Raw genomic sequence first — 22,571 nt, 5'->3', positions numbered from 1 at the left:
ATAGTTTGCATGATTGGGATTTCTTGTAATGCTCAAAAGAAGTTTTCCTATAAAAATATTGGTGAATATAATCTAAAGACATTTAGGAAAAATCAGTATGAAATTGATAGTATAAAGTCAAGGCATTTTAAGGGTGCAATTGATCTCACTTCTTATTTGCCCGCAAATTACAGTCGTAAAGGTAATGTAGACTATACTAGATACTTACAAAATGGTATTGATAAAAATTCTATTGTTTTGATGCCTAATTTTCCCATACTGGTTAACTATCTGGGCTTAACCCTTAGATCTAATTCTAAAATTATGTTTCAGGGCAGCAGTAAATTGATCGTTAAGGCAAACAACGAAGAACTTTATCACTGTATTAATATAGAGGGAGTAAAGAATTTAGAAGTTTATTTTGCTAATATTGAAGGAGATAGGTACACCCATAGAGGGGAAACCGGTGAATGGGGGATGGGGTTTTTTATAAGACATTCAGAAAATATCAAGATATACAAGCCAATGATTAAAGCATTTTGGGGAGATGGAATTTATATTGGAAGAGACAAGGGAATAGTATCTAATCGTATCACCATTGAAAAGGCTATGATAGATGATAATAGGCGAAATGGTATATCGGTGATTGCTTGTAAGAATTTATTAATTAGTAACTCCTTAATTTCAAATACTAATGGAACCAGCCCTGAGTTTGGGATAGATTTAGAGCCTAACACTAATACCGATATCTTAGACAATATCGTTTTAGCTAATAATACAACTTATAATAATAATAAGGGGGGTATTTTGCTGGCTTTCGATTATCTGAAGGGTAAAGAAGCAACACCTATTTATATTAAAGTTGTTGGACATACCGATAATTATTCGGAAAGAGGAATTGAATTTGCGATAGATAGGAGCTATAATTCTTCTTTATTGACTTTAAAGGGTGAAATATCTATAACTGATAGTAGATTCAATGGAAACACCTTGTCTATTTTAACTAATGAAAGTTTAAAAAGTAAAATAGATTTGAAACTGGATAATATTTATATAAATAATAGTAAGTTGAACAACATTAAAATTAAATCATTTATTGATAATTTTGTAAACGGAAAAGTGAGTACCTTAAATTATGACTAAAAAAAAAGTAAGTGTAATTATACCATTCTATAATGGGGTTGGTTGGCTCTATGAAGCGGTAGATAGTATTTTAAGTCAAACTTATGATAATTTCGAAATTATTGTAATCAATGATGGTTCTCCAGAAGATGTTTCAGGATTTCTTGAAAAGTATAAAGAAAAGATAGTTTATCATTTTAAGGAAAATGCAGGGCCAGCGGCTGCTAGAAACCTAGCCTTAAAATTGGCAACAGGCGATTATATTGCATTTTTAGATGCAGATGATACATGGCTTCCAACTAAGACAGAAAAACAAATTGCATTTATGGAAGAAACTGGTTTGAAATGGTCACATACTGGTTATTTTAATTGGTTTCCTGAGGATGATAAACTTGTTGATAAGGATAATAGCAGAGATCATGGCAATGTTTATGTACAAAGCTTCATCTCTTTAAGAGCGAGTACCCCGGCAATTATCATCAGAAGAGAATGTTTTCTTAATCACTCTGAATTTTTCTTTTTTGAAGATATGAGATTCTCAGAGGACTCTTCTTTATGGTCAAAAATCTCTTATCACTACCCTTTAGGGTTGTTAAAAGAGCCTTTAATAAAAGTTAGGCAAAGAGGTACTAATGCAGATTTGTTTTCATTAATTAGATTTCAATCTAAAACAAGTATTTATTCAAAGATTAAAGAAGGAGTTTATAAAGATGTACCTAAATTTGTCATTCTAATTTATCAAATTTATATACTACAAAGCCATGTTCTAAACTTTTTGAGCACTAAGCTTAAAATTGGAAAGGATGTGTTAGAGTTTATCGGGAAGGTTTTTTGGGCTTTCCCCTTTATCCTTGAAAGGATATATTTAAAAATAATAACATTTAACAAAGACAATACATTCGTCAAATAATAACTATGAGGCCATATCAGATTTGTTCTAAAACTATAATGGATACTTCAGATCCAACTATCATTTTTAATGAAAGAGGGGAAAGTGACTATTATACCAATTATATAGAAAGCATTCTTCCTAACTGGCATACCGATGAGCGTGGTCATGCTGAACTGATGAAGGAAGCTGAGAAAATTAAAGCTGACGGGAAAGGGAAAGATTTTGATTGTATCATTGGTCTGAGCGGAGGACTGGATAGTTCCTATGTGGCATACATCGCAAAAGAAATAATGGGGCTACGACCTTTGTTGTTTCATGTAGATGCTGGTTGGAATACTGACAAAGCCGTTGGGAATATTGAGAAATTGTGTAATGGGCTTGGATTAGATTTATACACGGACGTTATCAATTGGGAAGAAATGAAAGATTTGCAGGTAGCTTTCCTTAAATCTCAAATTGCCGATCAGGATTTGCCGCAGGATTACGCTTTTTTTTCAGGTTTATATAAATTTGCTAAGAAAAATAAAATTAAGTACGTTTTGACCGGAGGAAACTTCTCTACAGAATGTTGCAGAGAACCCGAAGAATGGGGTGGTTTTCCAGGTATTGACACGATGCTGGTGAAAGACATACACTCCAAGTTTGGAAAACGTCCGCTTAAGACTTTTCCATTGGTGGATATTTTAAGTTATAAACTGTATTACCGCTACGTTTTAGGGATGCAGATTTTTAAACCGTTAAATTTAGTTCCCTACATAAAAACGGATGCAGAAAAATTATTGATGGAGAAATTTGGTTGGGAACCTTTTCAGCACAAACATCACGAATCCAGATTTACCCGTTTTTATGAAGATTATTGGTTGCCGAAAAAATTTGGTTTCCAAAAACGACGTGCCCATTTCTCCAGTTTGATTCTAACAGGACAAATGACAAGAGAAGAAGCTTTGGAAAGGGTTTCAAAACCTGAATTGAGTGAAGACTTTTTAGAAAAAGAATTTGAATATGTTGCAGATAAATTAGATTTGACGGTGAGTGAATTGCAAGAAATATTTGAAGGTGAAAATAAAACCTTTCACGATTATAAAAATAAAATAAAATTAATAGGTTTTGGTGCAAAGATGATGCAGAAACTAGGCCTAGAAAAGCGATTATTCAGATGATAACAATTATTGATTACGGTGTGGGTAATATTAATGCTTTTGTGAATGTCTATAAAAGAGTCAACGTTCCAACCAAAATTGCCAAAACTGCGGCTGATTTAGAGGATGCCCAAAAAATAATTTTGCCAGGAGTAGGTCATTTTGATCATGCCATGTCAGAATTGATAAAATCGGGTATGCGCGAAAAATTAGACGAATTGGTCATGGTGAAGAAAGTGCCTGTTATTGGTATTTGCGTAGGCATGCAAATGATGGGAAATTCAAGTGATGAAGGAAAGCTGGAGGGTTTGAAATGGATAGATGCTTCTATAAAGAAATTTGATGAGGCCAAAATACAACAAGTTACAAGACTCCCACACATGGGGTGGAATGATGTACATCCTGTAATCTCCAATCCGTTATTTGAGGGATTGGAAAAAGAGGCTTTGTTTTATTTTCTACATTCTTATTATTTTGAATGCAATAATCCGGCTGATATCTTGGCGACTTCTGAGTATGGAGGTGAATTTACATGTGCAGCCCATCACGAGAATGTGTATGGGATTCAATTTCACCCAGAGAAAAGCCATCACTATGGCGAAACGTTATTACATAATTTTGCAAAATTGTAAGTATGCTTAGACCAAGAATTATACCAAGTCTTTTAATTCATGACAATGGTTTGGTGAAAACCGTAAATTTTAAGAATGCTAAATACGTGGGAGATCCTATTAATGCGGTTAAAATTTTTAATGAGAAAGCCGTTGATGAATTGGCTGTTTTTGATATTGATGCAACGGTCTTAGGAAAAGAACCTAATTATAGTCTTATCGAACGTTTGGCGAGTCAATCGATGATGCCCTTGTGTTATGGAGGAGGTGTAAAAACAGTAGAACAGGCACAACGTATTTTTAGCCTTGGGATTGAAAAGATTGCCTTGAGTTCGGCAGTTTTGCAAAATCCCAAATTAATTACTGAAATTTCAGATCGAGTAGGGGCACAAAGTGTTATTGTGGTTCTCGATGTTAAGAAAAAATTATTGGGAGGATACGAAGTATACACCCATAATGGTAAAAAATCGACAGGAATCAATCCTTTTAAATTTGTAGAAGAAGCCCAAAAATTAGGAGCAGGAGAAATAGTAATTAATTCCATAGATAAAGACGGTGTCATGAAAGGATACGATTTGGATTTAATTGCTAAAGTCCGTGAAAAAATTTCGCTTCCTATGACTGTGTTAGGGGGTGCTGGTTCTTTAGAAGATATTGAAAAAGTAATAGATGCTCACGGAGTTATTGGAGTAGCTGCGGGTAGTTTATTTGTGTTTAAAGGACCTTATAAAGCAGTATTAATTAACTATCCGACACAGTTAGAAAAAAATAAGATCTTTAAAATAAATCAATAATGAAAATACAAGATAAAATCCTCCTTATAACTGGTGGTACTGGTTCTTTTGGTAATGCAGTATTAAATCGTTTTCTTCATACCGACCACTTTAAAGAAATCCGTATTTTTTCTCGCGATGAGAAGAAACAGGATGATATGCGTAATCAGTTGAAGAATGATAAATTAAAGTTCTATATAGGTGATGTGAGAGATTATAATAGTGTAGAGCGTGCGATGCGCGGTGTAGATTACGTGTTCCATGCTGCGGCTCTAAAACAAGTGCCTTCTTGTGAGTTTTTCCCATTGGAAGCTACTAAAACAAATGTTTTCGGAACCCAGAATGTGATTGATGCGGCCGGAGCCAATAAAGTAAAAAAAGTAATTTGTTTAAGTACGGACAAAGCTGCATATCCAATTAACGCGATGGGAATTTCTAAAGCACTGATGGAAAAAGTGGCTGTAGCAGCGTCAAGAAATTTATCTGACACTACAGTTTGTTTAACTCGTTATGGGAATGTGATGGCATCGAGAGGTTCTGTGATACCTTTGTTTTTAAAACAAATTAAAGAAGGGAATCCAATTACGATTACGGATCCGAATATGACCCGTTTTTTGATGTCACTGGATGAAGCTGTAGAACTAGTATTGTTCGCTTTTGAGCATGGTAATCCAGGCGATTTATTTGTAAATAAAGCTCCTGCGGGAACTATTGGAGATTTAGCACAAGCCTTAAAAGAATTGTGTAAATCGGATACTGAAATCAAGATTATCGGTACTCGTCATGGTGAAAAATTGTATGAAACCTTGTGTACCCGTGAGGAAATGGTAAAAGCGGAGGATATGGGAGATTTCTATCGAATCCCAGCGGATAACCGTGATTTGAATTATGCACAATATTTTTCGGAAGGTGAACAAGATGTTTCTGTTATTGAAGATTATCATTCCCATAATACCGAACAGCAGGGGGTTGAAGGAATGAAAAAGCTGTTGGCGACATTGCCTTTAATTCGCAAAGAAGTTTTTGGGGAAGATGTGGCTCAAATGCCAGGGTAGGGATTTTTGATTGTAGATTAAAGATTAACGATTGAAGAATTAAAAAAATGTTGCCAAAAATAATAAAAGGAGGAAGTCATTCCGATGATAGAGGTTTCCTTCAATTTAATAATTCTTTTGATGCAACAGCCGTCAAAAGAATTTATTTAATAGAAAATAAGGAAACCACATTTGTTCGTGGGTGGCAGGGACACCGTATTGAGCAACGGTGGTTTTCGGTTTTGCAAGGCAGTTTCAAAATTGAATTGATTGCCATTGATAATTGGGAGAATCCTTCCAAACATTTGAAACCAGACTCTTTTATCATAAATGCTGAAACGCTTGATGTTCTTCATGTTCCACCAGGCTATGTGAGTAGTATTCAAGCATTAGAAGGAGGAGCAAAATTATTGGTCATGGCGGATTATTTGTTAGGAGAAATTCAAGATGAATACCGATTTGGTATTGATTACTTTAAATAGAAACGTTTCACGCAGATTATAAAAGACAGATGAATATAGATTTTTTTAAATCTTAAAAATCAGCGTGGAGCTAGATCAGCGATTATCTGCGTGAAAAAATAATTAGCGTGAAATAATTTAGAAAATATTATTATGATTAAAATTGGAATTACAGGTCAGGCGGGTTTTGTTGGGACACATTTGTACAATACTTTAGGTTTATTTCCAGATGAATTTGAAAGAATTGATTTTAAAAAAGAATATTTTGACGACTCAACTAAACTGAATAAGTTTGTTAAGCAATGTGATGTTATTATCCATTTGGCAGCGATGAACCGTCATAATGACCCTCAACTTATTTATAATACGAATATCGGTTTAGTTCAAAAATTGATAAAATCTCTTGAACTTACAGGCTCTAAAGCACATGTTTTATTTTCGTCTTCAACCCAAGAAGAAAGAGATAATCTTTATGGGAAATCAAAAAAAGAAGGACGGGAGTTAATGGTGGATTGGGCGAATAGAGCTGGAGGTAAATTCACGGGGATGATTATTCCTAATGTTTTTGGACCTTTCGGACATCCCAATTACAATTCGGTGGTAGCTACTTTTTGTCATAAATTGTCCCATAATGACACTCCTGTTATCGAAGTGGACGGCGATATGAAACTGATTTATGTGGGTGAATTGGTTAATGCGATTCTTTTAGAAATTAGAAGTGGGAAAAGTAAAGCAGAAATTATTATTCCCCATACGTCAGAATCCAAAGTTTCCCAGCTATTATTATTACTTGAATCCTATAAAGGGCAATATCAAGACAACGGAATTATTCCAACCATAAACAATGCATTCGAACTGAATTTATTCAATACGTTTCGTTGTTATATGGATATAAAAAATCATTTTCCTGTAAAATTTGTCGAGCATACGGATCCAAGAGGTTCTTTTGTAGAAATCATTCGATTAGGTATAGGGGGACAGGTTTCTTTTTCTACGACCGTTCCAGGAATTACCAGAGGAAATCATTATCACACTAGAAAAATTGAACGTTTTGCAGTTATTAAAGGGAAGGCGTTAATTCAATTGCGCCGCATTGGTACTGATGAAGTGCTAGATTTTTATTTGGACGGAAATGAACCCGCTTATGTTGATATGCCGATTTGGTACACTCATAATATAAAAAATATAGGGGATGAGATTCTTTATACCAATTTTTGGATTAATGAGTTTTATGACCCTAATGATCCGGATACCTATTTCGAAAACGTATAATATTGATTTAAATTTAGGCCTTTTAGGTAAAAGAAAATAAAAAATGAAAGCACAATTAAAAGTAATGACTGTGGTTGGTACACGGCCAGAAATTATACGATTATCAAGAGTAATGGCAGCGTTAGACGCTTCGGCAGCTATTGAGCATATAATAGTACACACTGGACAGAATTATGATTATGAATTAAACCAAATATTTTTTGATGATTTAGGGATCCGTAAACCCGATTTTTTTCTCAATGCAGCAGGGGTAACAGCTACTGAGACAGTTGGTCAGATTTTAATTAAAATTGATCCTTTATTGGAAAGTGAGAAACCTGATGCTTTTTTGGTATTAGGGGATACCAACAGTTGTTTGTGTGCTATTCCTGCAAAGAAACGTCATATTCCTATTTTTCATATGGAAGCTGGGAATCGTTGTTTTGACCAAAGAGTTCCAGAAGAAACCAATCGTAAAATTGTGGATCATGTCTCTGATGTGAATTTAACTTATAGCGATATAGCGCGCGAATATTTGCTTCGTGAAGGTTTGCCTGCAGATAGAATTATCAAAACAGGCTCGCCAATGTTTGAGGTACTTAACCATTATTTACCCGTAATTAATGCTTCCAGTATTTTAGATAAATTGAATTTGGAAGAAAATAAATACTTTGTAGTTTCTGCCCATAGGGAAGAAAATATCAATAGTGACAAAAACTTTAAGGGCTTGATGGAGAGCCTTAATTTGATTGCCGAAAAATATGGTTATCCGATTATTGTAAGTACACATCCAAGAACTCAAAAGATGATTGATTCTAAACAAATTGCAATGCGTTCTGAAGTGCAATTCTTAAAACCAATGGGTTTTAATGATTATAATGCATTACAAATGAAATCGTATGCCGTTTTATCAGATAGTGGTACTATATCAGAAGAATCTTCTACTTTAAACTTCCCAGCTTTGAATATTAGAGATGCTCACGAGCGCCCAGAAGCTATGGAAGAAGCATCAGTGATGATGGTAGGGTTGAATCCAGAAAGAATTATGCAAGGATTGACACAGTTGCAAACTCAAAAAAGAGGATTTGAGCGTAATTTTAGACCTGTGGCCGATTATTCAATGCCTAATGTGTCAGAAAAGATGGTTCGAATCATATTGAGTTATACGGATTATGTGAAGAGAGTAGTTTGGAGCGAAATAAATTAGTAAAATGAGAGTACTTCTTGTAACTCAATATTTTTACCCAGAGAATTTTAAAAGTAATGATATTGCGCTTGAATTGACCAAAAGAGGACACGAAGTTACTGTTCTTACTGGTTTGCCAAATTACCCCGATGGGAAAATTCATAAAAATTATGGATTTTTTAAAAGAACCAAAGAAAATTATCAAGGAGTTGATGTAATTAGGACTTGGTTAGTTCCCAGAGGAAAAGGTGGAGGAATTAGACTTTTTTTAAATTATTTCAGTTGGGCCTTTTTTGCTTCTTTCAAAGCTTTGTCTTTATCTTTTCAGAAGAAATTTGATGTAGTTTTAGTTCATGAGCCTTCTCCGATTACGCAAGGATTTCCAGCTATTGTGGTAAAAAAAATTCAAAAAATTCCTCTTCATTTTTGGGTATTGGATTTGTGGCCTGAAAGTCTGACATCGGCAGGAGGAATAAAAAATAAATATGTTTTGTCAATTTTTACAAGTATGGTAAAGTATATTTACAATAATTCGGATAAAATTTTAATTAGTTCCAAAGGATTTAAAGAGTCTATTTTAGCTAAAGGGAATTACAATAAAAAATTAATTTATTTTCCTAATTGGGCGGAGGATTCTATTTTAAAAGGGAGTTCGGATTATAGTGTCCCTGATTTACCTAAAGGTTTTAAGATTGTTTTTGCTGGAAATATAGGAGTGGCCCAAGACGTAGAGTCCATAATAAAAGCTGCTTTAATTCTTAAAGAAAAGGTTGATATTCATTTTGTTTTTATTGGAGATGGTAGAAGCAAAGTTCAGCTTGAGGATTTCGTTCAAGAAAATAATTTAGGTAAAACCGTACATTTTATGGGAAGATTTCCGATAGATGCAATGAAAACTTTTTTTAATCAAGCTGATGTTTTATTAGTTTCGTTAAAAGATGAATTAATTTTTAATGTAACTGTACCCGCAAAATTGCAAGCTTATTTATGTACTCAAAAACCGATTTTAGGAATGTTGAGCGGAGAGGGAGCAGCGATTATTAATGATGCCAATTGTGGATTGTCTGTGAATGCTGGAGATTATAATGGTTTGGCTGAAAAAGTACTGGAATTATATGGAATGAGTAATGAAGAGCGAAATATTCTTGGAAGAAATGGATTTAATTATTTTGAAGAAAATTTCACTTTGAGTAAGTGTATTGACAATCTAGAATTCATTTTAAAAAATTAAACTTTGGAGATAGCAATAACGGGAGCTACAGGTTTTGTGGGGACAAATCTTAAAGATTATTTGAAGACTTCTCATGAAATAAATTCGATGAGTGTACGCTATATACCTAATCAGCAGTTTGAATTAAAATGTGATACTATTATTCATTTAGCCGGAAAAGCTCACGATTTAAAAAAAGTATCCAATCCACAGGATTATTACGAAGCCAATTTTGAGTTAACTAAGCAACTTTTTGATGCTTTTTTAAGTTCTTATGCTAGTGTTTTTATTTTCATGAGTACAGTGAAAGCGGTGGCTGATGAAGTGAAAGGAATATTGACCGAAGACGAAGAACCCAATCCTAAAACACATTATGGTATTGCTAAGCATCAGGCTGAGGGATACATATTGAGTAAGGAATTGCCCGAAGGAAAACGAGTCTATATTCTTAGACCGTGTATGATACATGGGCCAGGAAATAAGGGTAATTTGAATTTGTTGTATCAATTGGTTGCCAAAGGATTGCCATGGCCTTTGGGGGCTTTTGAGAATCAACGTTCTTTTTTAAGTATTGAGAATCTTTGTTTTGTTATCAAAGAAATATTGGAAAACATGTTGATTCCTTCGGGAGTGTATCAAGTGTCAGACGATGAGGTTATGTCTACTAATGAATTGATAGAATTGTTAGGGACAAGTTTTGGTAAGAAAAGTGATATTTGGCACATTCCTGTTTCTTGGATTAGGAGACTAACTAAATTAGGAGATATTTTGAATATGCCTTTGAATTCAGAACGTTTGCAAAAACTGACAGAGAATTATGTAGTGAGTAATCAAAAGATAGTTAAAGCCTTAGGGAAGTCGTTGCCTGTTTCAGCAAGCGAGGGATTGATGAAGACTTTTGAGTCATTTGGGAGGTAGGTTTCGGTTGTGAGATGTGAGATGTGAGATGTGAGATGTGAGATGTGAGTTCTCGGTTGTCTATTTAAACGTTTGAAATTGTTTAATGATTTCTAGCTTTTTTTCTAAACCTAGCCCTCGCAAAGATGCAGAGACGCAAAGAAAATGGTTTTAAATTTTGTGCTTTAGTTGTTCTGCGATAAAAATCAAAGTTTAATATAATGCGATTACGCTCTAGGAGACAGGCGAGTTTTAAGTTTTCGGTTTGTTACAAGTACTGATAAGCTATTAGTGTAGCTGTGTTGTGTTTTCGATGTAAAGCGATGTTTCTGCTGCCTCTTTGTTTAGAAAACCCAATGAATAAAAAAGTGAGTTGTAGGTTTTGTTCTAAAGGGGGTAGAACTTGAAGAACTATATTTAGTTTTTCGTCTGTTTTTGATAGGATAATGGGTTGCGCATAGTTAGTAGAAAAGGTATCGTTTTCTATGTTCCAATTGGCAATGGCTAGATTGAATGTGATATGAGTGGCTTCTTCGGGCCAATTGATGTCATTTGTCGGATTGAAGTAGGGAAGGGAAAAGCGATTGTTTTTTATTTCCCATTTTTTATTTTCATTTAAGACTTTTGATAGCGGTCTGAGTTTGTTGCTTTCGAAATTCAAAAGTAATTTTTGACCAAAACAGGTTTTCATTCCTTCGGAGAATAAACGGGATCCTAATTCGTTTATGGTGTCTTCTTGGAGAATTTCGAGAAGGAGTTTGTTGACTCTGCCCGCAAAGCTTCCATCTTTGGCTTGTTTGTTGAACTCAGCTACCAATAATCGAAATGTTTTGGCTATTGTTGCACATTGTCCAAATTCTTGATTTTGCATTCTCATTTTATGAAAAGAGGGTGAGTTTTTATACCTGTCTGAGGTCATGTGTGACTCCGGTTTCAGTCTAGCTCTATTAATTCCTTCTTGATCGATATAGAAGTTGATGTCGTCGATTGTGCCTTCGATTATAAAAGGCGCTGTTACTTTTGCCATAGTTTTTTAGTTGCAATATAAGAAAATTAGGTTATTTGTTGTGAGTTATGAGTTGTCGGTTTTCTGTTATGTGTTCTCGGTACAATTTTTAAAGCAAAAGTATTTTTTTGTGAACAAGAATTTTGGAATGCTTTAAAAATCACTCGTACTTACAGGATTTGTTTTTTGGATTTGAGATTTTCGTTTTGCCCCGAGGCTAAAATTCCGTTTACCCACAAGTTTAAAAATGGCACACGGATGACACGGATTGAACAGATTTACACGGATTTTTATTATAGTATTAAATTAGGGAGCCTAAAATTGACGAATGAAGTGTAAGATTTTCGTTTTGCCCCGGCCCTAAAGGGAGCCTAAAATTGACGGATGAAGTGTGATATTTTCGTCTTGCCCCACTCCTAAAGGGGGCTGAAAATGGACGGATGAAGTGAAAGATTTTCGTTTTGCCCCGACCCTAAAGGGAGCCGAAAATGGACGGATGAAGTGAAAGATTTTCGTTTTGCCCCAGCCCTAAAGGGAGCCGAAAATGGACAGATGAAGTGAAAGATTTTCGTTTTGTCCCGACCCTAAAGGGAGCTGAAAATTGAGGTGTGGGGTGAATAAAAAACTTTTTTTGCTATAAAAAATGAAAAAAAGTCCATTTAGCGCTGAAGATATGTGGAAAGGTGCTTCGCCAAGAATTTTTGCGAATGCACAAAAATTGCGAGAGGATGCAACTGAAGCAGAAGAATTTCTTTGGTTAGCGTTAAGAGAAAATCAATTGGAAGGGTATAAATTTAGGAGGCAACATCCATTAGGTATTTACATTGCGGATTTTTATTGTCATAAACTCAAATTGGTTATAGAGATTGATGGAGGATATCATAAAGCCAAAGAGCAGATAATTTTTGACGAAGAACGAACTACAGCCATTGAATTTCAAGGTCTAAGGCTCATTAGATTTACCAATGAAGAGTTGTTGTTGAATTTAGATGAGGTCTTAAAGAAGATCAAGGTGTTTGTAAATATGGAATTGTGAATTTTCGTTTTGACCCGACCCTGAAGGGAACCGAAAATTGAGGTATGGGGTGTGAGATTTTGGTTTTGCCCCGACCCTAAAGGGAGTCGAAAATAGACGTGTGAATTTTGAGTTTTGGGAAATTAGTTTAATAGAAAAAGTATATGTTAGAGAATAATAAATATCCTCAATTAATCAAGGGAGGAATCCATACTGATCACAGAGGGCAGATTTCTTTTGTGAACGATATGAAGTTTGACAGCATTGAGCGATTTTATATTATCAGTAATTCAGCCGAAAAACCTTTGAGGGCTTGGCAGGGACATAAAATTGACAACAAATATTTTTATTGCATTCAAGGAATTATAAAAGTGCATTATGTAAAAATAGACCATTGGGAATCGCCATCGAAAGATTTAAAAGTAGAAAGTGTACTTCTTAGTGCAACAGAAAGTAACATACTTCACATTCCAGAAGGTTATGCTAATGCGATTGAATCGCTGGAAGTGGGGTCTAAATTGATTTCTTTTTCTACTTTACCGCTTGATAGAACAGGGCAAGATGATGTTAGGTTTGATAGTGGGATGTGGCCCCTCGACTGCGCTCGGGATGACAAAGTGTTTTGAGTTGTTGGTCTAGAAGTTTAAGAGTTTAAAGGTTTAAGGTTGTTTAAAAGTTTAAGTATTTTTACTTTTCAATTTTTCAAAATATAAAAATACAATATGAATATAGAAGAAACATTTATTAAAGATTTAGTAGTTGTAGAGCCAACTGTTTTTGGAGATGAAAGAGGTTTCTTTTTTGAATCTTATAGCAAAACTAAATTTGAAGATTTAGGTATAGATATCGAATTCGTTCAAGATAATCAATCTTTTTCTAAGAAAGGAACTTTAAGAGGGTTACATTATCAGAATCCTCCTTTTGCACAGACTAAATTGGTTCGTGTTTTAGAAGGTGAAATAATTGATGTCGCTGTAGATTTAAGAAAAGATTCGGCTACTTATGGGAAAGCATTTAGTGTTTTGTTATCTGCTGAAAATAAAAAGCAATTATTGGTTCCGAAAGGATTTGCCCATGGATTTTCGGTTATTAGCGAAACTGCATCGGTAATGTACAAATGTGATCAATTTTATAATAAAGCTTCTGAAGGTGGAATTAAATATGATGATCCTTCATTGAATATCGATTGGGGAATGGATTTAAATGAGGCAATAGTTTCAGAAAAAGATCAAGTTCTTCCATTTATTGACGAATGTAATAGTGAGTTTTAATTTCGGTTGTCAGTTATCAGTTATCAGTTATCAGTTATCAGTTATCAGTTATCTGTTATCTGTTATCGGTTATCGGTTATCTGTTATCGGTTGTGTTATTTTCAGAAACCGCTTAATTCTATCAATAACAGCATTTTTAAAATACATTGTTAAAACATATAAGTCAAATAGGCTTTTAATTTGAATAAAATCAAGTAAAAACTACAGTTCATTTGAGCAAAGTCACGTAACCTTACAAAGAACGGTTTTAACTTATATTTCCTTTTAAGTACTAATTTGGCAATCTAACTTGTTTTAACTTATAACATATATGGTTACAAATTAAATGCTTTTTATTGGTCTCAGATATAGTTTAAAACTATTTGCTTTAGTGCATTTTGCTTTAGCTTCTGCAACTATTTTTGCCACAAATTTGCTTCGCCTTTTCAAGTCACAAATTTCCGCAAATTAATTAGTGCTAATTAGTGTAATTAGTGGCAAATAAATAGGTGTTACACCCTTGCAGACTTTCAGTCTGCCAACCAAAATCTATGGACTTTCAGTAAAATAAATTAATTAATTAGGGGTTTTCAAATTGGCACGAAAGACTAATTGCTAGCCTACTCAGCACTAAATAAAGAATGAAAAAAATACTAGTTACCGGTGCCAATGGACAATTGGGTTCGGAGTTGAATGTTTTGTCAAAAAGCTATAGCCAATTTGAATGGGTTTTTACCGATAGAGAAGAGTTGGATTTGTGCAATTTAGATAATTTAGTTTCTGAAATATCCAGAATTAATCCACAAATTATTATTAATTGTGCTGCTCATACTGCTGTGGATCGAGCAGAATCTGAATTTGAATTATCAGATATCCTGAACCATCGAGCTGTTGCTGTGATGGCGAAATGGAGTTCCAATACTGATTGTAAATTGATTCATGTTTCTACGGATTATGTTTTTGATGGCACAGCGGCAACTGCTTTAACCGAATCGGCTCTAACAGCTCCGATTAATGTATATGGACAAACGAAGTTGGCTGGTGAAAAGGCATGCTTCGAAGAAAATCCAGATAGTATCGTTATTAGAACTTCATGGGTTTATTCAAGTTTTGGAGCCAATTTTGTAAAAACGATGTCCCGATTGATGCAAGAAAGAGACAGTTTGAATGTGGTTAATGATCAAATAGGAAGCCCTACCTATGCAGCCGATTTGGCTCAAGCCATAATGACGATTATTGCTCACCCCAATTGGCAAGCTGGAATTTATCATTTCTCGAATGAAGGAGAAATCAGTTGGTATGAATTTGCTTTGGCGATTCAAGAGATTGGAGGATTTGATTGCACAATCAGTGGTATTCCCTCTTCGGCTTATCCTACACCAGCAAAACGTCCTCAATATTCTTTATTGGACAAGACTAAGATAAAAGAAATTTTTGGTGTTGTAGTTCCGGATTATCGAACTAGTTTAGAAAAATGCATGAGCTTATTGAAAGAGTAGTTGTTTTTTTAATTCTCATGTTTAACTACAAAAAATTAACCGCAAAGTTCACAAAGAATACCGCAAAGTTCGCTAAGCTTTGCGAGTATTGTCTTTAATTTTGCTTTACGGTTTTAGAGACTAGCAATATTTAAAATTCAAAATAGCTTAATACTTAAAAGAAAATGAAAGGAATTATACTAGCCGGAGGATCTGGTACCCGATTACACCCGTTAACGCTTGCGATGAGTAAGCAAATGATGCCGGTTTATGACAAACCGATGATTTATTATCCTTTATCGACATTGATGATGGCGGGAATTCATGAAATATTGATTATTTCGACTCCACATGATTTACCTAATTTCAAGAAATTATTTGGAGACGGATCGGCAATTGGCTGTAAATTCAGTTATGCGGAGCAAGCTATTCCGAATGGTTTGGCACAGGCTTTTGTGATTGGAGAGGAATTTATTGGTTCGGATTCTGTGGCGCTGGTTTTAGGGGATAATATTTTCTTTGGAGCTAATATGCATGAGTTATTGCAGTCGAATAGCAATCCTGAAGGAGGAGTCGTTTTTGCTTATCATGTTTCGGATCCGGAACGTTATGGAGTAGTTGAATTTGATAAAGACTTGAAAGCGCTTTCTATCGAAGAAAAACCTTTGGAACCTAAATCAAATTATGCGGTTCCTGGATTGTATTTTTATGATAATTCGGTGGTGGAAATTGCCAAGAATATCCAACCGAGTGCAAGAGGGGAATATGAAATTACCGATGTCAATAAAGTGTATTTGGAGCAGGGTAAATTAAAAGTTGGGATTTTAAGCAGAGGCACTGCCTGGTTGGATACCGGAACTTTTAACAGTTTGATGCAAGCTGGACAATTTGTTCAGGTTTTGGAAGAACGTCAAGGACTTAAAGTAGGCTGTATCGAAGAAATTGCCTGGAGACAAGGCTTTATAACTGAACAACAGTTGAGAGATTTGGCCGAGCCTTTGAAGAAATCTGGTTATGGAGAGTATTTATTGGGGCTTTTGAAACACAAATTATAATTGTCAGTTATCGGTTGTCAGTAGTGACTCTCGAACGCACTCAATGTGATTAAGTTAAGCTTTGTTTATTCTCGCTAAGGCGCAAAAGCGCAAAGTTTAGAGCGTATTTCTTTGCGTCTACGTATCTTTTTTGAGAGTTGAATTTAGAAAAGAACTAATAAAAAAAACCTAATTTAGTGACATTACGACCGCGTTCTAGATAACAAAATAGATGCCTAATAAATAACCCATTATCCATTACTCTAAACCCACAACACATAACTTTCTCTATGATTTACGTAGCATTACTTTTTTTATTCATTGGTATTGAATTGATTTATTTCAAGATTGCAGACCATTACAATATTATTGATAAACCCAATAGTCGTTCTTCGCATACTTCCATTACTTTGCGAGGGGGCGGTATAATTTTTCCGACAGCTATTTTAATTGCTTGTTTGTTGGGTTATGTTTCTTGGCCTGTTGCCATAGCAGTAATTCTGGTAGCGCTTATTAGTTTTATAGACGATATAAAACCCCTGTCGCAGTTGCCTCGATTTGTTTCACATGCGATAGCAATTGCTTTGGTTTTTTATGATTTAAATTTGTTTGCCCAAGCCATTTGGATTTTACCAATTATTTTTATTTTGCTGATAGGCTGGGTTAATGCTTTTAATTTTATGGATGGCATTAACGGAATAACTGTATTGTATGCATTTGTTACTATCCTGAGTTTTTCTTTTTTAGGCATCAATAAAGAGAGCCTTCCTTTGTTGCTAACTATGGGATTGTCTTGTTGTGCCTTTGGTATATTTAATGTCAGAAAGAAAGCAAAAACTTTTGCGGGAGATGTTGGAAGTATCAGCATGGCTTTGTTTTTGGGTTATTTTATGATAAAGACAATTATGTTAACGGGACAGATAGGCTATCTGCTTTTTTTATCCGTGTATGGAATTGATGCTGTGATTACTATTTTTACACGCATCAAAAAGAAAGAAAATATTCTTGAACCACACCGCTCTCATTTGTACCAATATTTGGCCAATGAATTAGGTTATTCCCATATTGTTGTGTCTTTATTGTATTCCGGGATTCAATTGTCTATAAATGGACTGTTGATTTATTTGGAAAACAGAGGTGAATTATCCCTTCCTGTCGTTGTTTCATTTTTACTATTTGAAATCATTTTTTATCTTTTAATTAGGAATAAGGTCGTTCAGAAAATTAATATGAGAAAAATAGATATCTGCAATAAATAAAAGCATGTTTTATTTTCCTAAATTAAGATCTAATTGAGTACTTATCCAAAGCGAATTTTTGACATTTCATTTTCGCTGATTGCGTTTTTTCTGTTTTTTTGGTTATTGTTGTTGGCTTGGTTTATGGCCATTATTGATACCCGATCCAATGGACTTTTCACGCAAGAACGTATAGGTCAATTTGGGAAAGGATTTAAAATATACAAGTTCCGGACCATTCAAATTACTTCCAATAGGATGGAGCTTCGAATCTCAAAAACAGGCAGATTTCTACGAAATTATAAGCTTGACGAATTGCCTCAGCTGATTAATGTTTTGAAAGGGGAAATGAGTATAGTGGGGCCAAGACCTGATATTGCGGGTTATTATGATTTATTGGAAGGCGAAAACAGAAAAATTCTCGAATTAAAACCGGGTTTAACAAGTTTGGCATCTTTGAAATATTACAATGAAGATGCGTTATTGGATAATCAAGATTTTCCTTTAGAGTATAATGATAAAATCCTTTTCCCAGATAAATTGCGAATGAATTTGGAATATTATCATCATCAAAGTTTTCATGTTGACTTAAAGATTATCTTGGCTACTTTTAAATTAATATGCAATAGGTCAAAATGAACAGTTATAAATATTCATACTGCTAATAACATATAATAAGAGAACTGAAATTTGGGCAGAAATACAATATATTTACTGACAATACGTTACTGTTTTGTTTTGTGTTTCATCGGTAAAATATTTTTTAAGTGCTGTTAATTTATCACCATGCAGATAAAAAAGTGTATTTTTGTCACTAATCTTCGTTTTTTTTAGAAAATTAATTACCATATAAAATGATTGAAAACTCCCCTTATACCGGATTTTTTTCAAGAGACAATTTAAAATTAAGCATTCGTAATTTAAGTTATCTTCCAAGATGGATTATAATTATGATTGATTTTTCAGTTTTAATTGTAGCCTTCTTCTTTACCTTGCTTATTTTTAGAGGTACCGGTTTGAAGTACATTAACACTACGCATGACGTATTGTTTACTTTTTCTTTCTTTGGAATCAATATTTTCTTTTTTTGGCTGTTTAGAACCTATTCGGGGATTATTAGACATTCATCTTATATAGATGCCGTCAAGCTTTTGTTTTCACAAATGTCTGTTTTGGTGGTATTTTTAATATTCAACTTTGCCTATGAGTTATTGTATAATGAAAGGGTATTTTTGACCACAGCTCTTTTTATTAATGTGGTACTTTCTTTTTGCGGGTTGTTTTTATATCGGGTTGTTGTTAAGCAAACTTTTGAATTGTATCTCTCCGAAAAAAGTCCAACTAAATTAATACGTACTATCATATACGGAACTGATGCCAATGCCATTTCGGTTGCGAATGCCTTAAAGTTCGAAACTCCTACGCGTTTTAAAATCGTTGGATTTGTTGACCGAAACAATCAAAACGCTTCCAAAAGGATGTTGGATTTACCAATATTGGTCCAAAAGAAAAAATTACCGTCATTAATGCGCTCTGTAGGGGCTGAGGCAGTAATTATGGCAGATAAAAGCTTGGAAAAAGAAGAACAATTGATTATTGTGGATCAATGTTTGGAATTTAATTATAGAGTGTATACTGTACCTTTAATCACTGACTGGGAAAATCAAAAAGAGATTTCTCAAAAGGTAAAAAATATCCAGATTGAAGATTTATTGGAAAGAAAGCCAATTGTTTTGGATAATAAGTCCATTTCAAAACAGTTGAAAGACAAAACCGTTTTAATCTCTGGAGCTGCAGGTTCTATAGGCAGTGAAATTGTAAGACAGGTTTTGACGTTTAATCCAAGAAGAGTGATTATTTTGGATCAAGCAGAAACTCCTTTACACCATTTAAGTCTGGAATTAGAAAAAATACATTCGAAATCAAAAATTCACAATGTCATTGCAGATGTTAGGAATAAGGAAGCGATGAATAGGGTCTTTAAAATGTATAAACCTCAAGTCGTCTATCATGCAGCAGCTTATAAGCATGTGCCCTTAATGGAAGAAAATCCATCACAAGCGATTTTAACCAATATAGAGGGTACCAAGCATTTGGCTGATTTAGCATGTGAACACGAAGTAATAAAATTTGTGATGGTCTCTACCGACAAAGCGGTTAATCCTAGTAATGTTATGGGAGCCAGCAAAAGAATTGCGGAAAAATACGTGCAATCTTTGCAAATAAAAAACCAAAGAGAGAATAGGCCTAACGCCACTAAATTTATTACCACTCGTTTTGGAAATGTTTTGGGGTCAAATGGTTCTGTAGTTCCATTGTTTACCAAGCAAATTGCCAACGGTGGTCCTGTAACAATTACACATCCGGATATTATTCGTTATTTTATGACAATACCAGAAGCCTGTCAGTTGGTTCTAGAAGCTGGTGCTATGGGGAATGGGGGTGAGATTTATATTTTTGATATGGGTAAACCTGTCAGGATTTTAGATTTAGCCAAAAAGATGATTAAATTGGCTGGATTTATACCTGATAGAGATATTAAGATAGAGGTAGTAGGTTTGCGACCTGGTGAAAAACTGTATGAGGAGTTGTTAAATGATACGGCGAAGACCATACCCACTTACCATGAAAAAATCATGATTGCAGAAGAAATTCAAGATGAATTTGAAAATCTGCATGTTGATATTAATGAATTGATAGGAATTGCTAATTTCTTTGACAATGATGATATTGTTGCCAAGATGAAAGTCATTGTTCCTGAGTTTAAGAGTATGAATTCGACTTTTGAAATTTTGGATAAATAAGTATTATAAAAATAGATATAGAAAAGGTTTACAAGAGATGTTCTTGTAAACCTTTTTTGATTACGATTGTTTTCCTCACCCCAACCTTCTCCAAAGGAGAGGGAGCTAAGATGGATTTTTATATTTTAAATGGTATTGTTACATTTGAATTTTATTTAAATCTGTGACAAGCATATTTACCTATTATCGCTTTTAGATCTAAAACAATGAACATTAGAAATACCACAGATAACGATTGGCTGTTTGAGATAACTCCAAAGAATAAATTCTTCTCTTTGAATCTCAAAGAGGTTTGGCAATACCGTGATTTACTATTGCTATTCGTTAAAAGAGATATCGTTACCGTTTATAAACAAACCGTATTAGGACCACTTTGGTACTTGATTCAGCCGTTGTTTACTTCCATTACATTTACTATTATTTTTAACACTGTCGCAGGAATTGATACCGGAAAGGTGCCACCTTTTTTGTTTAATTTGGCAGGTATTACCGTTTGGAATTATTTTACGGCTTGTCTCACGGGGACATCTGATACATTTAAAGTTAATGCTGCGATTTTTGGTAAAGTTTATTTTCCTAGAATAATTACGCCACTATCCGTGGTGATTTCCAATTTAATCAAGTTTGGTATTCAGTTTTTTATTTTTGTTGTTTTTTATCTGTTCTATTATATAAAAGGAGCTTCTTTGAGTTTAAATAGTTCTATTTTATTTTTTCCTGTCTTAGTTATGTTGATGGGAATTTTGGGATTAGGATTGGGGATGTTGATTTCGTCTATGGTGACCAAGTATCGTGATTTTAGTTATTTGCTAGGATTCGGAATCCAGCTGTTGATGTATCTATCGGCTGTGATGTATCCTATGGCTTTGCTGCAGGAAAAAATGCCTAAATACAGTTGGTTAGTACAATATAATCCTTTGGCGTATATTATAGAAACGGCTCGTTATATGTTACTTAATGTGGGACAAATTTCGATTTTGGGATTGGGATATACTTTTTTGGTAACGGTAGGCGTTTTTTTTGTGGGACTATTGATTTTTAATAAAACCGAGAAGAGGTTTATAGATACAGTTTAGTGAGCAGTGTTCAGTTTTTAGTAACCAGTTGTACTAGAGTTTAATAATTAAATGAGTAAAGATATAATATTAAAAGCCGAAAACATCTCCAAGCAATACCGCCTGGGAACTGTAGGTACGGGAACTTTGAGTCACGACCTGAACCGTTGGTGGCATCAAGTTCGGGGAAAGGAAGATCCTTATTTAAAAATAGGCGATACCAATGACCGTAGTACCAAAGGAACAAGTGATTATGTTTGGGCATTGCAAGACATTAATTTTGAGGTAGAGCGTGGCGAAGTTTTGGGAATCATTGGTAAGAACGGAGCAGGGAAATCTACGTTGTTGAAAATACTTTCGAAGGTTACGGCTCCTACTACTGGGAGTATTAAATCTCGTGGGCGTATTGCATCTTTACTTGAAGTGGGGACTGGTTTTAATCCTGAGTTAACGGGTAAAGAAAATATTTTTCTGAATGGTGCCATTCTAGGAATGACAAAGAAAGAAATTGCCTCCAAGCTTGATGAGATTGTCGAGTTTTCCGGTTGTGAGCGCTATATAGATACCCCTGTAAAACGTTACAGCAGCGGGATGACAGTGCGTTTGGCTTTTGCCGTGGCTGCTTTTCTAGAACCTGAGATTTTGGTGATTGATGAGGTGTTAGCGGTAGGTGATGCTGAGTTCCAAAAGAAAGCTATTGGGAAGATGCAGGATATTTCTAGAGAAGGTGGTAGAACTGTTTTGTTTGTGAGTCATAATATGGCGGCTGTTAGAAGTTTGTGCACTAGGGGGATTGTGATGGAGTATGGGAAGGTGATTTTTGATGGAGAAATAGAAAAGTCAGTTGAGTATTATATAGACGTAAATAAAGAGCAGTGTGTTTCTTTTGAAAGCACGAAAAATAGTGACGGTCCTTATATTAAAAAAGTAGAAATTTTAACAAGTTCAAAAGGATATTATCATGATTTTGGTAAAAAGATTGAGGTGAGAATTAATTTAATTTCACCATACAAACTTATCGATCCAGCTGTTTCTTATCAAATACTTTCTGTAGATGAAGTTCCTTTAGTTCATGAGTTGAATTTATTTAAAGAGATTAAATTTTGTGAAGAAAAAGGAGAATATGAATTAAAATC

22 protein-coding genes are annotated in these 22,571 nt (G+C 34.5%); 21 read left to right on the top strand and 1 reads right to left on the bottom strand.

Annotated elements, in window-relative coordinates:
• Window positions 1-9 precede the first annotated feature (9 nt).
• The 11 genes from B0E44_RS16260 (at window position 10) to B0E44_RS16210 (ending at window position 10,576) form a co-directional block, all read left to right on the top strand.
• Entirely contained in the window at window positions 10-1,122 is a 1,113-nt protein-coding gene (locus B0E44_RS16260; protein ID WP_165688820.1) for a right-handed parallel beta-helix repeat-containing protein, read from the top strand.
• Entirely contained in the window at window positions 1,115-2,011 is an 897-nt protein-coding gene (locus tag B0E44_RS16255; RefSeq protein WP_077377658.1) for a glycosyltransferase family 2 protein, read from the top strand. The genes B0E44_RS16260 and B0E44_RS16255 overlap by 8 nt, the downstream gene beginning before the upstream one ends.
• Window positions 2,012-2,016: 5 nt before the next feature.
• Window positions 2,017-3,153 (top strand): N-acetyl sugar amidotransferase, encoded by a 1,137-nt coding sequence (locus B0E44_RS16250; protein WP_077377655.1) that lies wholly within the window; start codon window positions 2,017-2,019, stop codon window positions 3,151-3,153.
• The gene (gene hisH, locus B0E44_RS16245) at window positions 3,150-3,764 is read left to right on the top strand and encodes an imidazole glycerol phosphate synthase subunit HisH (RefSeq protein ID WP_077377652.1); all 615 of its coding nucleotides are present in this window, start codon (window positions 3,150-3,152) and stop codon (window positions 3,762-3,764) included. The genes B0E44_RS16250 and hisH overlap by 4 nt, the downstream gene beginning before the upstream one ends.
• A 2-nt stretch (window positions 3,765-3,766) precedes the next feature.
• Window positions 3,767-4,537, top strand: a complete 771-nt coding sequence (locus B0E44_RS16240; RefSeq protein WP_077377649.1) for an AglZ/HisF2 family acetamidino modification protein — start codon at window positions 3,767-3,769, stop codon at window positions 4,535-4,537.
• On the top strand, window positions 4,537-5,571 hold the full coding sequence (locus B0E44_RS16235) for a polysaccharide biosynthesis protein (RefSeq protein WP_077377646.1): 1,035 nt from the start codon (window positions 4,537-4,539) through the stop codon (window positions 5,569-5,571). Before B0E44_RS16240 ends, B0E44_RS16235 begins: the two co-directional genes overlap by 1 nt.
• A gap of 47 nt (window positions 5,572-5,618) precedes the next feature.
• On the top strand, window positions 5,619-6,032 hold the full coding sequence (locus tag B0E44_RS16230; RefSeq protein ID WP_077377644.1) for a WxcM-like domain-containing protein: 414 nt from the start codon (window positions 5,619-5,621) through the stop codon (window positions 6,030-6,032).
• A gap of 132 nt (window positions 6,033-6,164) precedes the next feature.
• Entirely contained in the window at window positions 6,165-7,283 is a 1,119-nt protein-coding gene (locus tag B0E44_RS16225) for an NAD-dependent epimerase/dehydratase family protein (protein WP_077377641.1), read from the top strand.
• 43 nt (window positions 7,284-7,326) lie between these two features.
• A complete protein-coding gene (gene wecB, locus B0E44_RS16220; protein ID WP_077377638.1) occupies window positions 7,327-8,469 on the top strand; it encodes a non-hydrolyzing UDP-N-acetylglucosamine 2-epimerase in 1,143 nt (380 codons plus the stop codon).
• Window positions 8,470-8,473: 4 nt separating this feature from the next.
• Window positions 8,474-9,679 carry a glycosyltransferase family 4 protein gene (locus tag B0E44_RS16215; RefSeq protein WP_077377635.1) on the top strand — a complete coding sequence of 402 codons (1,206 nt, stop codon included), beginning with the start codon at window positions 8,474-8,476 and terminating at the stop codon, window positions 9,677-9,679.
• Between the two features lie 3 nt (window positions 9,680-9,682).
• Window positions 9,683-10,576 carry an NAD-dependent epimerase/dehydratase family protein gene (locus B0E44_RS16210; protein ID WP_077377632.1) on the top strand — a complete coding sequence of 298 codons (894 nt, stop codon included), beginning with the start codon at window positions 9,683-9,685 and terminating at the stop codon, window positions 10,574-10,576.
• Between the two features lie 247 nt (window positions 10,577-10,823).
• Here the strand turns inward: B0E44_RS16210 and B0E44_RS16205 are convergent, their stop codons facing one another.
• Window positions 10,824-11,582 (bottom strand): hypothetical protein, encoded by a 759-nt coding sequence (locus B0E44_RS16205; protein WP_077377629.1) that lies wholly within the window; start codon window positions 11,580-11,582, stop codon window positions 10,824-10,826.
• A 622-nt stretch (window positions 11,583-12,204) separates the two neighbouring features.
• On the opposite strand from B0E44_RS16205, the gene B0E44_RS16200 reads away from it, so the two are divergent.
• The 10 genes from B0E44_RS16200 to B0E44_RS16155 all read left to right on the top strand — a co-directional run.
• Window positions 12,205-12,597: an endonuclease domain-containing protein gene (locus B0E44_RS16200; RefSeq protein WP_165688819.1), complete on the top strand. Its 393-nt coding sequence runs from the start codon at window positions 12,205-12,207 to the stop codon at window positions 12,595-12,597.
• A 143-nt stretch (window positions 12,598-12,740) separates the two neighbouring features.
• Window positions 12,741-13,202 carry a dTDP-4-dehydrorhamnose 3,5-epimerase family protein gene (locus B0E44_RS16195; RefSeq protein WP_077377626.1) on the top strand — a complete coding sequence of 154 codons (462 nt, stop codon included), beginning with the start codon at window positions 12,741-12,743 and terminating at the stop codon, window positions 13,200-13,202.
• A 96-nt stretch (window positions 13,203-13,298) separates the two neighbouring features.
• On the top strand, window positions 13,299-13,847 hold the full coding sequence (rfbC, locus tag B0E44_RS16190) for a dTDP-4-dehydrorhamnose 3,5-epimerase (protein ID WP_077377623.1): 549 nt from the start codon (window positions 13,299-13,301) through the stop codon (window positions 13,845-13,847).
• A 620-nt stretch (window positions 13,848-14,467) separates the two neighbouring features.
• On the top strand, window positions 14,468-15,325 hold the full coding sequence (rfbD, locus tag B0E44_RS16185) for a dTDP-4-dehydrorhamnose reductase (protein ID WP_077377621.1): 858 nt from the start codon (window positions 14,468-14,470) through the stop codon (window positions 15,323-15,325).
• A gap of 164 nt (window positions 15,326-15,489) precedes the next feature.
• Entirely contained in the window at window positions 15,490-16,359 is an 870-nt protein-coding gene (gene rfbA / locus B0E44_RS16180) for a glucose-1-phosphate thymidylyltransferase RfbA (protein WP_077377618.1), read from the top strand.
• A 269-nt stretch (window positions 16,360-16,628) separates the two neighbouring features.
• Window positions 16,629-17,597 (top strand): glycosyltransferase family 4 protein, encoded by a 969-nt coding sequence (locus B0E44_RS16175; RefSeq protein WP_077377615.1) that lies wholly within the window; start codon window positions 16,629-16,631, stop codon window positions 17,595-17,597.
• Between the two features lie 33 nt (window positions 17,598-17,630).
• A complete protein-coding gene (locus B0E44_RS16170; RefSeq protein WP_077377612.1) occupies window positions 17,631-18,215 on the top strand; it encodes a sugar transferase in 585 nt (194 codons plus the stop codon).
• 215 nt (window positions 18,216-18,430) lie between these two features.
• Complete coding sequence (locus B0E44_RS16165; RefSeq protein ID WP_077377609.1) at window positions 18,431-20,380, top strand: nucleoside-diphosphate sugar epimerase/dehydratase; 1,950 nt, start codon at window positions 18,431-18,433, stop codon at window positions 20,378-20,380.
• Window positions 20,381-20,586: 206 nt separating this feature from the next.
• A complete protein-coding gene (locus B0E44_RS16160; RefSeq protein WP_174565136.1) occupies window positions 20,587-21,456 on the top strand; it encodes an ABC transporter permease in 870 nt (289 codons plus the stop codon).
• A gap of 51 nt (window positions 21,457-21,507) precedes the next feature.
• A partial coding sequence (locus B0E44_RS16155) for an ABC transporter ATP-binding protein (RefSeq protein WP_254423312.1) occupies window positions 21,508-22,571 on the top strand: 1,064 nt, incomplete at its 3' end.

Source organism: Flavobacterium sp. A45, from assembly GCF_002001005.1.
GTDB lineage: Bacteria > Bacteroidota > Bacteroidia > Flavobacteriales > Flavobacteriaceae > Flavobacterium.
This window is presented reverse-complemented; position numbering and strand designations above follow the sequence as displayed.

Bases quoted from the DNA above. Each gene is read 5' to 3' on its own strand.
- B0E44_RS16260 (WP_165688820.1), top strand. From the start codon at position 10: ATGATTGGGATTTCTTGTAATGCTCAAAAGAAGTTTTCCTATAAAAAT.
- B0E44_RS16255 (WP_077377658.1), top strand. From the start codon at position 1,115: ATGACTAAAAAAAAAGTAAGTGTAATTATACCATTCTATAATGGGGTT.
- B0E44_RS16250 (WP_077377655.1), top strand. From the start codon at position 2,017: ATGAGGCCATATCAGATTTGTTCTAAAACTATAATGGATACTTCAGAT.
- hisH (WP_077377652.1), top strand. From the start codon at position 3,150: ATGATAACAATTATTGATTACGGTGTGGGTAATATTAATGCTTTTGTG.
- B0E44_RS16240 (WP_077377649.1), top strand. From the start codon at position 3,767: ATGCTTAGACCAAGAATTATACCAAGTCTTTTAATTCATGACAATGGT.
- B0E44_RS16235 (WP_077377646.1), top strand. From the start codon at position 4,537: ATGAAAATACAAGATAAAATCCTCCTTATAACTGGTGGTACTGGTTCT.
- B0E44_RS16230 (WP_077377644.1), top strand. From the start codon at position 5,619: ATGTTGCCAAAAATAATAAAAGGAGGAAGTCATTCCGATGATAGAGGT.
- B0E44_RS16225 (WP_077377641.1), top strand. From the start codon at position 6,165: ATGATTAAAATTGGAATTACAGGTCAGGCGGGTTTTGTTGGGACACAT.
- wecB (WP_077377638.1), top strand. From the start codon at position 7,327: ATGAAAGCACAATTAAAAGTAATGACTGTGGTTGGTACACGGCCAGAA.
- B0E44_RS16215 (WP_077377635.1), top strand. From the start codon at position 8,474: ATGAGAGTACTTCTTGTAACTCAATATTTTTACCCAGAGAATTTTAAA.
- B0E44_RS16205 (WP_077377629.1), bottom strand. From the start codon at position 11,582: ATGGCAAAAGTAACAGCGCCTTTTATAATCGAAGGCACAATCGACGAC.
- B0E44_RS16200 (WP_165688819.1), top strand. From the start codon at position 12,205: ATGAAAAAAAGTCCATTTAGCGCTGAAGATATGTGGAAAGGTGCTTCG.
- B0E44_RS16195 (WP_077377626.1), top strand. From the start codon at position 12,741: ATGTTAGAGAATAATAAATATCCTCAATTAATCAAGGGAGGAATCCAT.
- rfbC (WP_077377623.1), top strand. From the start codon at position 13,299: ATGAATATAGAAGAAACATTTATTAAAGATTTAGTAGTTGTAGAGCCA.
- rfbD (WP_077377621.1), top strand. From the start codon at position 14,468: ATGAAAAAAATACTAGTTACCGGTGCCAATGGACAATTGGGTTCGGAG.
- rfbA (WP_077377618.1), top strand. From the start codon at position 15,490: ATGAAAGGAATTATACTAGCCGGAGGATCTGGTACCCGATTACACCCG.
- B0E44_RS16175 (WP_077377615.1), top strand. From the start codon at position 16,629: ATGATTTACGTAGCATTACTTTTTTTATTCATTGGTATTGAATTGATT.
- B0E44_RS16165 (WP_077377609.1), top strand. From the start codon at position 18,431: ATGATTGAAAACTCCCCTTATACCGGATTTTTTTCAAGAGACAATTTA.
- B0E44_RS16160 (WP_174565136.1), top strand. From the start codon at position 20,587: ATGAACATTAGAAATACCACAGATAACGATTGGCTGTTTGAGATAACT.